Origin of the sequence: Parasphingorhabdus sp. (assembly GCF_039982415.1) — a bacterium.
Lineage (GTDB): Bacteria > Pseudomonadota > Alphaproteobacteria > Sphingomonadales > Sphingomonadaceae > Parasphingorhabdus.
Genome location: NZ_JBDWYL010000001.1, coordinates 99,310 through 110,949, shown reverse-complemented (window position 1 = coordinate 110,949; position 11,640 = coordinate 99,310). Strand labels below are relative to the sequence as shown.

Below are 11,640 nucleotides of genomic sequence, written 5' to 3'. Positions count from 1 at the left end.
CTGTTCATCATCTATTCTGCTGCTTGGAAAATTTCCGACCACGCTGCTTCATCAATAACTTCTATACCCAATTCAGCCGCCTTCTTCATTTTTGATCCCGCCCCAGGTCCAGCCACTAACAAATCGGTTTTCGCGCTGACTGATCCGGACGCTTTGGCTCCCAAGGCCTCAGCTTGAGCCTTGGCTTCATCCCGGCTCATGGTTTCCAGTTTACCAGTAAACACGACGGTTTTTCCGGCCACAGCACTGTCTCGGGTTTCGACAATATAATCGGGCGGCGTCACTTGGTTGAGCAGATCGTCCCAAACCGCACGGTTATGCGGCTCGTGGAAGAAATCAGCCAAAGCCTGCGCTACGGTTGGCCCGACACCGTCAATCGCAGTAATCTCGTCCCTTATGGCTTCCTCCTCGCGCGCCGCGGCACCAATTTCAGCCAATTTTGGAAGCGTGGTGAAATTTTTCAACAAATCGCGAGCTGTGACCGTTCCGATATGGCGAATACCCAAACCAAATAACATTCGCGCCGCATCAGCGGAGCGCTTCTTTTCCACAGCCGCCAACAGATTATCCACAGACTTTTCCTGCCAACCATCGCGCGCCAATATCGCATCGCGATGTTGGTGAAGCCGGAAAATATCAGCCGGGCTTTCGATAAATCCGGCATCGATAAACTCAGCAATGCTTTTTTCGCCCAGGCCATCAATATCGAGGGCGCCGCGGGACACAAAATGGACCAAACGCTGAAATCGCTGTGCCGGACAGATCAGACCGCCGGTGCAGCGCACATCTACTTCGCCTTCTTCCGCTACCGCCTCACTGTTACATTCCGGGCAACGATCAGGAAAAACATAAGGTTCACGCTCTTCATCGCGCGTCAGGTTTTCCGCCACTTGCGGAATGACATCACCGGCGCGCTGCACCACCACCCGGTCTCCAGGACGGACACCCAATCGTTCTATTTCATCGCGATTGTGCAAGGTGACATTGGATACCACCACGCCGCCGACGGTGACCGGTTTCAGGCGACCCACAGGGGTGAGCTTGCCCGTACGACCCACTTGAATATCAATGCTTTCCAGCGTTGTTTGCGCTTGCTCTGCCGGAAATTTATGCGCCAAAGCCCAGCGCGGGGCTTTGGCAACAAAACCCAGCCTTTGCTGCCAATCCAACCGGTCGACTTTATAGACAACCCCGTCAATATCATAAGGCAGATCCGCGCGCTCCGCCTCGATATGGCGGTAATGGGTGAGCATGGCGTCCATGGTCTCAAATCGTTTAACCAGCGGCGACAAGGGCAAGCCCCAGCTTTCAATCGCCGTCATGACGTCAAAGGCCGTTTCTCCCGGCAAGGCGCTCGCGACACCCCAACCATGGGCCCAGAATTTCAGCGGGCGCTTGGCTGTAACATTAGCATCTTTCTGCCGCAGCGAACCCGCTGCTGCATTCCGGGGATTGGCAAACTGGCGGATTTTTTCTGGATCAAACTCAACGTTTTTTTCAACCGCATCCGCTTTTCCTTCATCCATCAGGCGCGTGTTGAGACCGTCAAAATCGCTCTTGGCCATATAGACCTCGCCGCGAATTTCAAAGACATCCGGCGCTTTGCCCGCCAAAATCTGCGGAATATCGGCGATCATCCGCACATTGGCCGTGACATCCTCACCAATCTGACCATCACCACGCGTCGCGGCCAACACCAGCTCGCCCTTTTCGTAACGCAGGGAGCAGGACAGACCGTCAATCTTGTCCTCTGCGGTCACCGAAACAGGTTCGTCCTCCGGTAAGTTTAAAAACCGCCGCACCCGCGCCAGCCATTCGGCGATATCCTCATCCGAAAAGCCGTTGTCGAGGCTCATCATCCGCTGCTCATGCGCAACCTTTGACAGCGGTGAACTCGCCACCGCCGCACCGACCAGCTTGTTCGGGCTATCCTCCCGCACCAGATGCGGAAAAGCCTCTTCCAGCTCATTATTCCGCCGCACCAACGCATCATATTCCGCATCGGAAATTTCCGGCGTATCTTCGGCGTGGTAGAGTTTATTGTGCTTGGCGATGACCTTCGCCAGACGCATCAGTTCATTGGCGGCATCGGCTTCGGAGAGATTCACTTAAGCCCCTCCTCTTTAGAGGAGGGGTTTGGGGTGGAGGATACCGACCACCGACCGGGCATGTCTTTCAAGATTTCCAATATAGCCATCAACACGCCATCCAAATTTTCGATCACTTCTTGATTAGAGAAACGGATAGTTCGAAAACCCTTTTGACTCAATCGAAGATCACGTTTTTTGTCCTGTTGTAGATCATGCGTATCTCCATCAATTTCAACGATTAGCCCTTTTCGCGGGCAGAAGAAATCGACAATGAATTGTGCTATTACCGCTTGTCGTCGGAATTTATATCCACCCAATTGCGAGGCAGACAGATGCCGCCACAATCGTTTTTCCGGCTCTGTCTGGTTTCGTCGCATCTCCTTTGCTCTTTGTAACAGAACTGATCGGTCAACCAATTAAAAGCCCCTCAATTTCACAGGGAGAATCAAGTCTGTCTCGTTCCTATTGGAACCCGATGATGTTGGCTGGGTCAAATCCCACCCCAACCCCTCCCTTGAAAGGGAGGGGCTTAAGATAAAATCTCCATCAAACCCCCTCCAGCAATCGATCCGCCTGCGCCCTCGCCTCATCGGTGACATCGGCACCAGACAGCATCCGCGCAATCTCTTGCCGGCGACCATCATCGTTCAGCGCGTTGACATTCGTCCGCGATACCGTGCCGTTAGAGCTTTTGTTGATCAACATATGGGCATTGCCTTTGGATGCCACTTGTGGGCTGTGGGTAACCACCAGCAATTGCGCGCTATCAGACAGACGCGAGAGCCGATCGCCTATGGCCGAAGCCACTGCGCCACCAACACCGCGATCAACCTCGTCAAAGATGATCGTCTTTGCTCCGCCTTCTTCGGCCAAGGCCACTTTCAGCGCTAAGATAAACCGCGACAATTCTCCACCCGAGGCGATCTTGCCCAGCGGAGCAAGCGGCGCGCCGGGATTGGTAGAAATAAGAAACTCAATCCGGTCCATACCATTGGCGCCCCAGCGATCTTCTTCCAATGGTTCGAGCAATGTTTCGAACCGCGCCGCGTCCAGTTTCAGTGGCAGAAGTTCGCCGGCCACGGCCTTGTCGAGCGCCTTGGCCGCTTTGGCTCGTTTGAGCCGCAGCGTCTCTGCCGCATCAACATAAGCTTGCTGTGCTGCCTTTACATTTGCTTCCAGTGTCGCCAGTGATTTCCCGCCATCGCTGATTGCCGCCAGCCGGGTTTCCAGATCGATCAGCAATTGCGGCAAGGCATCGCCTTCAACCCGGTGTTTGCGGGCCAAAGCGCGCAAATCAAAGAGCCGCGTTTCCATGTCGTCAAGCCGCTGGGGATCAAAGGTGAGCGCATGAGCGGCGTCATTCAGTTTTTCCTCAGCCTCACTGGCTTCGATCACAGCGCGGTCAATCGCCTGCAGAGCTTCTGCCAACAACGGATGATCTTCCGCAATCCGGTCCAGCCGCCGCGCTGCCGCACGCAGCGACGCCAAGCCGCCGTTTGATCCATCAAAGGCTGCTCTGATCGCTTCAAGATCACCGGTCAGTTTCTCGCCCTTCATCATCGTCGCGCGCTCGAGGGCCAGCTCCTGCTCTTCGCCCGATTGCGGTGCGAATTTGGAAAGCTCCTCGACACTATGTTCAAGATATTCACGGTCCTGTTCGGCTGCTTCCTGATCAGCAAGCGCCGTTTCCAAAGCCGATTTTGCGGATTGCCAGTCTTCGAAAGCCCGTCTGACTGTTGCGCCATCAACGCCGGCATAAGTGTCGAGCAAATTGCGATGGCCTTTGGGATTTATCAGTCCGCGATCATCATGCTGACCGTGAATTTCAATCAACCGACTGCCGAGCTCTCGGAGCAGAGTTGCGGAACAGGGTTGATCGTTGACAAACGCCCGGCTCCCCCCGTCCGCCTTGACGGATCGTTTGATAATCAGCGCTTCTCCCGGTTCGACATCAATATCATTCTCTTGCAGATAATGCGCCAATTTGCTGTCCGCTTGGGGGGAATCGAAGCTTGCCGTCACTTGCGCTTTTTGCGTGCCTTGGCGGACCAGTCCGCTATCCGCGCGATTGCCCAGCGCAAGGCCTAAAGAATCCAGTAAGATTGATTTGCCGGCGCCGGTTTCTCCCGTGAGCACTGACAGGCCAGACCCGAATTCCAGGTCGAGCGCTTCGATAAGAACAATATCACGAATGGAAAGAGACTGCAGCACAGGCCTCTCTTAAAACACGTTTATCCCAGCTGCAACGCCCATGGGCCGGTTCGGTGTAATTTCGATAAAATCAGGTAGCGCCGTGTTTGTTGACCAGTTCAAAGGCCCGTTCATACCATTTGGATCCGGGATAGTTAGCACCCAGCACAGCCGCAGTCTTCTTTGCTTCTGCCGGAATACCCAATGCCAGATAAGATTCGGTCAAACGCATCAATGCTTCGGCCGAGTGGGTTGTGGTCTGATATTTTTCGATCACCGTGCGGAACCGAATGGTTGCAGCAAGCCATTTGCCGCGGCGTTGATAGAAACGCCCAATTTCCATTTCTTTCCCTGCCAAGTGATCATTCACGAGATCCATTTTCAACGTCGCATCCGCCGCATAGCGAGTATTGGGATAACGTCGTGCAACCTCGCCCAATGTGGCCAAGGCTTGCTCGGTAATCTTCTGATCTCGCGTCACATCGCTAATCTGCTCATAATAGCTGAGCGCGATCAGATAATAGGCATATGGCGCGTCCTTGTTACCCGGATGGATCGAAAGAAAACGGCGCGATGATTCAATCGCCTTGTTATAATCGCCTGCCACATAATAGCTAAACGCACTCATTTGCTGCGCCCGCCGCGCCCAAGGGGAATAGGGATGCTGTCGTTCGACTTCATCAAACAAAGCGGCAGCAAGCTTATATTGCCCGCGGTCGAGCCGGTCTTTGGCGGCATTGTATAATGTGTTCACATCGCGCGCGACATAGCGCGTATCCGCGCCGCTATTGCCACCGCCACCAAAGGCCGCGCAAGCCGATAGCATGGTCAGGGATAAGGTCGAAGCGAGAATGAGGCTGGTTTTTCTGTTCATAGCAATCCCTTAAACGCAAATCTTGGACAGGCCAATAGCTTATTGGCTTGGCGATCAGACACCTGCATAGCGCGGCTTTGTTATCTGCACGATGAATAAAACCGCCAACCACTCATCCATAAAAAAAAGGCCCCGTTTGCACGGAGCCTTTCTTTCAAATTTTGCCGATTAATCTTCGGTGATGGAGCTTGGCAATGGAATATCACCGCCGCCATCTTTGTTGCCGCCATCATTATTGCGACCCCGGCCACGGCCACCACCGCCGTCGCGTCCGCGACCACGGCCACCGCCGCCATCCCGGCGCGGACCGCGCGGTTTGCTCTCACGGGGAGGACGTGTGTCTTCCAGTTCTTCGCCCGTTTCCTGGTCCACAACCCGCATCGACAAGCGCACTTTGCCACGTTGATCGATTTCGAGAACCTTGACTTTGACTTCCTGCCCTTCGGACAATTCATCAGCCACTTTCTCAACGCGCTCATTTTTGATTTCAGAGACGTGGACGAGACCGTCTTTGCCGCCCATGAAGTTCACAAATGCGCCAAAGTCGACCAGATTGACAACTTTGCCGTCATAGATTTTACCCACTTCGGCTTCTTCGACAATGCCTTCAATCCAGGCCAAAGCAGCATCAATTTGCGACTTATCAGAAGAGGATACTTTGATCAGGCCTTCATCATCAATGTCCACTTTCGCTCCGGTTTCCGCGACAATTTCGCGGATCACTTTGCCGCCAGTGCCGATAACATCACGGATCTTTTCTTTGTTGATCTGCAACGTTTCGATACGCGGCGCATGTTCGGACATTTCGGTACGAACAGAGGAAAGCGCTTTGGACATTTCACCCAGGATGTGCGCGCGGCCACCACTGGCTTGTTCCAGAGCAGATTTCATAATTTCCTGCGTAATGCCGGCTACCTTGATATCCATCTGCAAAGAGGTGATGCCTTTTTCGGAACCAGCAACTTTGAAGTCCATATCGCCGAGATGATCCTCGTCACCGAGAATGTCGGAGAGAACGGCGAAATCTTCACCTTCAAGGATCAAGCCCATCGCAATACCGGAAACCGGACTTGCCAAAGGCACACCAGCGTCCATCATCGCCAGCGAACCGCCACAGACGGTTGCCATTGAAGAAGAGCCGTTAGACTCGGTAATGTCGGAAAGAACACGGATGGTGTATGGGAAATCATCAACCGTCGGCAATACCGGACGAAGCGCGCGGAATGCGAGCTTGCCGTGACCGGTTTCGCGGCGGCTGGTAAATCCGAAACGACCAACTTCACCTACCGAATAAGGTGGGAAGTTATAGTGCAGCATAAAGTTGCTGTAGCTAAGACCATCCAGACCATCGATCATCTGCTCGGCATCTTTGGTGCCCAGTGTCGTGGTCACGATTGCCTGTGTTTCACCGCGGGTGAACAAGGACGAACCGTGGGTCCGTGGCAACAAACCAACCATCGCTTCAATCGGGCGAACCTGATCAAGCTTACGGCCATCAATACGGGTACCGTCTTTGATGATCGCGCCGCGAACGATTTCAGCTTCCAGTTTCTTGACCATCTTACCGGCAGTCATCTGGGTCTGGCCGTCTTCTTCGGCATATTTCTCTTTGGCTTTGTCACGCATGACATTCAACGCATCTGAACGCGCTGATTTATCAGTCAGCTTGTAAGCAGCAGCAATATCATCACCAACCAGCTTACGCAGGTCTTCTTTCATCGCGCTGTTGTCTTCGGTTGGAGCAAGCTCCCAAGGCTCTTTCGCAGCCTGTTCCGCCAAATCAATGATCAAGCCAGCAACGTCTTTACAAGCGTTGTGAGCAAAATCTACTGCACCGAGCATGACTTCTTCGGAAAGCTCTTTCGCTTCCGATTCCACCATCATCACTGCGCCCTGTGTGCCGGCAACAACCAGATCGAGCTCGCCTTCGCCAACTTCGTCCATGCTTGGGTTCAGCTGATATTCGCCTTCTTTGTAACCCACACGAGCAGCACCAATTGGGCCCATGAAGGGAACACCAGAGATGGTCAGCGCAGCAGATGCTGCAACCATGGCGAGAATGTCAGGCTCGTTGACGCCATCATAGCTCATCACCTGACAAATCACATTGATTTCGTTGTAGAAACCTTCGGGGAACAGCGGACGGCAAGGACGGTCAATCAAACGACATGTTAGCGTTTCCTTTTCCGTCGCGCGACCTTCGCGCTTGAAGAAACCGCCTGGAATACGGCCAGCGGCTGAGAATTTTTCCTGATAGTGCACGGTGAGCGGGAAGAAATCCTGTCCTTCACGTACCGATTTAGCGGCTGTTACTGCACAGAGTACAACCGTTTCGCCGAGGGTCGCGAGCACCGCGCCATCCGCTTGACGGGCAATACGGCCCGTTTCGAGGGTGAGGGTCTGTCCGCCCCACTCCATTTCAACTTTTTTAACATCAAACATTCATATTTTCCTTTGTCCCGCCTGCCCTATGCAGTGCGGGGGCTTTCATTTGTCCAGCAATCCGGCTGAACAGCGGTTCGGGGTCATTTGTGCCCCTGGTGTGGAGCATTGCCGCCTTATTGCTGCAACGCCCAATAAGAAAACGGCCCCGCAAGGAGGCCGTCTTCGAAACTTTTATTTCCGGAGACCAAGGTCTTTAATCAACTTGGAATAGCGGGCCGCGTCTTTCTTACGGAGATAGTCCAGCAAGCTGCGGCGCTTGTTGACCATCATCAGCAAACCACGACGAGAATGGTTATCTTTATGGTGGCCTTTGAAATGCTCGGTCAGGTTCACAATACGCTCGGTAAGAACGGCAACCTGAACTTCCGGGGAACCGGTATCGCCTTTTGTCTGGGCGAATTTTTCAATCAGTTCCTGCTTTTTTTCTGCAGTAATCGTCATAATTTTATTTTTCCTTCGAACATCTTTACAAATTAAACCCGCGAACGACCTTTACGATTCCATCAACAGACTCTGCCAATGCAACTGGGGAACCATCCTCAGTAGCCAGAAAAGTCCCGTTTATGGCGGGTTTCCCAATCAACTCCTGCTCGTCCAGCACTTGGCCTTGCCGAAGCAGTCTTGCCTGATCAGGAGTGAGGTCAACAGCCGGGATGTCGTCCAGCCCCGCCTCAAGCGGCAAGAGATAATCTTTAATGTCCGCGCCCTTACCAATTTCATTGAGTTTGTCCAGCGAAATCGCATGTTTGAGCGCAAACGGCCCGGACTTGGTGCGGCGCAGCGTTGCAACATGTCCAACCGTACCGAGCGCACGGGCAATGTCGCGGGCCAAAGACCGGATATATGTCCCTTTGGAAACGCTGGCCGTGAGGGTGACAGAATCAATCCTCTCCCCTTGAGGGAGAGGAAACGGAGACTTGGCAGCTTGCTGCCCTAGTCGAGTTGGTGAGGGGTCTGGCTGGGAGTTCCCTCTCGCCCCCTCACCAAGCTTAGCTAGCTCGCTTTGCTCGTAAGCATCGCTGTCCTCTCCCTCCGGGGGAGAGGAGATAGCAAGGGAATAAATAGTCACACGCCGCATCGTCATCTCGACCGCTTCACCGGCCCGCGCCAGATCATAAGCGCGTTTGCCATCAATCTTCAGCGCCGAATATTTCGGCGGTATCTGATCAATGGCTCCGGTAAATTGCGGCAATATAGCTTCCACCTCCGCCAAGGTCGGGAGATGGTCGGAAGTTTCGGATATCTCTCCCTCTGCATCCAGCGTCTCGGTTTCGCTTCCGAAGGCAATCGTAAATTCGTAGATTTTCGAAGCATCCAGCATCCGCCCGCACAGCTTTGTTGCCTCACCAATAGCAATGGGCAAAACCCCGGTCGCTAGCGGATCCAATGTCCCGCCATGGCCAACCTTGGTTTTGCCCTTGCCTTTACCGAGCAGTCCAGCCTCACGCAAATTGCGTTTCACTGCGCCAACCGCTTGTGTCGAGCCCAATTCCAATGGTTTATCGAATATGATCCAACCGTGCGGTTTCAATTATATTTCCTAGGCAAGAGCATCAGGATTGGGGCCATGCCAGACCGATAGCGTGATCACGGACAGAAGCCGACCATTGTTCGGACAGCAATGTAAAACGCTCTCGGTCATCCGCATAAAGAGCCCGTATCGCTTCTTCAAATTGCGGCCAATCCCCCGCAATAACGGTCAGAAAGTGATAAGCGGCATCTTGCCCTTTCCGTTTGTCGACGCCGGTTTTTCGCGCTTGCTCTACCAATCGCCGCAAAGTTGCAGAGGCGCCACCGGATTGCTTTCCAAGCCAATCCCAATGGCGCGGAAGCAGAGTCACTTCTTTGGAAACGACACCCAATTTTGGCCGCCCGCGCTTTGTCGGAGCCTCTGCTTCGCTAGTGGCCCGCAGGTCAAAATCTATCTGGCTACCGGTTTCGTCATCGAAAACCAATATATCAGAACTGCGTTTAACCGCAGGCAAGGCCCGTAGCGTATCAATAATCTCCGAGCGCGATCCTGTTGCCAACCAATTTGCTTCGGAAAATGCTGTATAGGTGGTCATAGTCAATCCTTTCAGACGCGCATTTATACCCTGATAAAATTTGAGTCAATATACCCGGGTAAAATAAAATGGACGCAATCTAAATGGGCTTTTGCCATTCCATAACCAAAAACCCCGGCACGCGGGTGTATCGGTCACTTTTGGGGTCATTTTGATCCGGTGGTGTGGGTTCCGAAAAATGGACAAGTTGCAAACCAAGGCTCAAAAAAGCATCCATATAGGCGCTTAGCGGGCGATGCCAGTTTAGAATATCAATACCCGCCCATTTCTCGCGCGTTGCGCGCTCTTGGGAATATCCATCCATCTGAAAGTTTTTCGCAGCCCCAGTGAGACTGCGATGCCACCGACCAGCGGTGAAAAAGCTGGTCAGATTGGTGATCAACACGGAACCTCCGGGTTTTGTTACGCGCTCCATTTCCGCAATTGCCGTGCGATAATCCTCAATATCTATCAGAGATAAATAGGCAATCGTCAGGTCAAAACTGCCATCATCAAAGGCTAGTTTTTCGCCAATGCCGATCGCATAGTCACCCTTTGGGTCGCGTTTTTGCGCTGTTTCAATCAGGTTCGGCACCGGGTCAATGCCCGATCCGGTCAGGCCGCGATCTTGCAGCATGCGGACAAAACGCCCTTCCCCGCATCCTATATCGAGGAAGTGCCCACCAATGGCAGTTGCTCGGTCCAGCATCACAGCATCGAGAAAGGTACGCCGGGTCCAGTCGCCATGTTCCCCGATGGATGCAATCCACGCATCGGCTGATTCTACCCAGCCATTCACATCATCTGTCATTACCGGTTTGTCCACTCCTCTTGGAGCAAGCCAAATACAGCCGTATCCCGAATAAAGCCAGTCCATGTGATCCGGTTTTTGCGCAGCGTTCCTTCATGTTTCGCGCCCAGTTTCAAAACCGCAGCCATCGAACGCGTGTTGCGCGTATCCACACGAAATTCGATGCGGGTAAAGCCGCAAGCAAATGCATGATCGATCATCAGCTTTTTCATCACATCGTTAAAGCCGCTACCGCGCACGGAAGGCGCGATGTAGGTGCCGCCAATTTCGGTGACTTTGGCCTTGGGATCAGGATTAATATAGTTGCTCATACCAACAACCTGACTGCTTTCCGCATGAATCACCGCAAATTGCACCCAGCTATCGGTGCTGTGAAAGGCCTTCATCGCCGCATCAAAATGTTCATCCAGCATTGAGACCGGGTAGATATCCCAAATGTCCTGATCCTCTGCACAGGCGGCGCGTAGCGGTTCGATATGATGGGCGGCTAAGGGTTCCAAACGTACGGGATGGGCCTCAAGCAGCGCGGCAAGATCAGCCATTGAGTTTTTCCATGAAATGCTTGCGGCACAGTGCGACATATAGCTCATTGCCGCCAATTGCTGTCTGCTGACCCGCGAGCACAGGATTGCCGGCTTCATCGACGCGCATGTTCATGGTCGACTTGCTACCGCATTCACACACTGCTTTAATCTCGACCAGTTCGTCGGCAATAGCGAGCAATTGCGCGCTACCGGGAAATAATGCGGCCTGAAAGTCGGTGCGCAGACCATAGGCAAGAACCGGAATGCGTAGCTGGTCAGCCACCAAAGCAACTTGAAAAACCTGATCCTTGGTCATAAACTGGGCTTCGTCAATCAGCACGCAGTCCAACGTATTTTCTTCGTGCTGCGCGCTGATACTTGCAAGCATATCTGTTTCATTTTCAAAGAGATGTGCTTTTTTCTTAAGGCCAATTCGTGAGTTTATCCAACCGGCATCCTCGCGATCATCCAATGCCGCCGTCCACAGCATCGTGCGCATACCGCGCTCGCGATAATTGAAATCCGCCTGCAGCAAGGTTGTTGATTTCCCTGCATTCATCGAGCTGTAGTAAAAATAGAGTTTGGCCATAATCAGTCTCTAAACACGCAATTCTGAACGCGTTCCAGAATCTTCGTTAACCATATGACCCGCAATGATATC

Annotated in this window: 11 protein-coding genes; all 11 read right to left on the bottom strand. The window is 53.1% G+C overall.

Annotated features, from left to right (window positions below; all coding sequences use genetic code 11):
* Positions 1-11 precede the first annotated feature (11 nt).
* Positions 12-2,108, bottom strand: coding sequence for an NAD-dependent DNA ligase LigA (gene ligA / locus ABJU74_RS00555; protein WP_348385633.1), 2,097 nt, complete (start codon positions 2,106-2,108; stop codon positions 12-14).
* Positions 2,105-2,506, bottom strand: coding sequence for a DUF559 domain-containing protein (locus ABJU74_RS00550; protein WP_348385632.1), 402 nt, complete (start codon positions 2,504-2,506; stop codon positions 2,105-2,107). The genes ligA and ABJU74_RS00550 overlap by 4 nt, the downstream gene beginning before the upstream one ends.
* Before the next feature lie 130 nt (positions 2,507-2,636).
* On the bottom strand, positions 2,637-4,301 hold the full coding sequence (recN, locus tag ABJU74_RS00545; protein ID WP_348385631.1) for a DNA repair protein RecN: 1,665 nt from the start codon (positions 4,299-4,301) through the stop codon (positions 2,637-2,639).
* A gap of 70 nt (positions 4,302-4,371) precedes the next feature.
* Entirely contained in the window at positions 4,372-5,154 is a 783-nt protein-coding gene (locus ABJU74_RS00540; protein WP_348385630.1) for an outer membrane protein assembly factor BamD, read from the bottom strand.
* A 168-nt stretch (positions 5,155-5,322) separates the two neighbouring features.
* Positions 5,323-7,596, bottom strand: a complete 2,274-nt coding sequence (pnp, locus tag ABJU74_RS00535) for a polyribonucleotide nucleotidyltransferase (protein ID WP_348422830.1) — start codon at positions 7,594-7,596, stop codon at positions 5,323-5,325.
* Positions 7,597-7,770: 174 nt separating this feature from the next.
* Positions 7,771-8,040, bottom strand: coding sequence for a 30S ribosomal protein S15 (gene rpsO / locus ABJU74_RS00530; RefSeq protein ID WP_108812664.1), 270 nt, complete (start codon positions 8,038-8,040; stop codon positions 7,771-7,773).
* Positions 8,041-8,065: 25 nt separating this feature from the next.
* Complete coding sequence (gene truB / locus ABJU74_RS00525; RefSeq protein WP_348385608.1) at positions 8,066-9,130, bottom strand: tRNA pseudouridine(55) synthase TruB; 1,065 nt, start codon at positions 9,128-9,130, stop codon at positions 8,066-8,068.
* 22 nt (positions 9,131-9,152) lie between these two features.
* Entirely contained in the window at positions 9,153-9,665 is a 513-nt protein-coding gene (locus ABJU74_RS00520; RefSeq protein WP_348385607.1) for a DUF2239 family protein, read from the bottom strand.
* Positions 9,666-9,744: 79 nt separating this feature from the next.
* A complete protein-coding gene (locus tag ABJU74_RS00515) occupies positions 9,745-10,455 on the bottom strand; it encodes a class I SAM-dependent methyltransferase (protein ID WP_348385606.1) in 711 nt (236 codons plus the stop codon).
* Positions 10,455-10,997: a GNAT family protein gene (locus ABJU74_RS00510; protein ID WP_348385605.1), complete on the bottom strand. Its 543-nt coding sequence runs from the start codon at positions 10,995-10,997 to the stop codon at positions 10,455-10,457. The genes ABJU74_RS00515 and ABJU74_RS00510 overlap by 1 nt, the downstream gene beginning before the upstream one ends.
* The gene (locus ABJU74_RS00505; protein ID WP_348385604.1) at positions 10,990-11,568 is read right to left on the bottom strand and encodes a thymidine kinase; all 579 of its coding nucleotides are present in this window, start codon (positions 11,566-11,568) and stop codon (positions 10,990-10,992) included. Before ABJU74_RS00505 ends, ABJU74_RS00510 begins: the two co-directional genes overlap by 8 nt.
* Between the last annotated feature and the right edge of the window lie 72 nt (positions 11,569-11,640).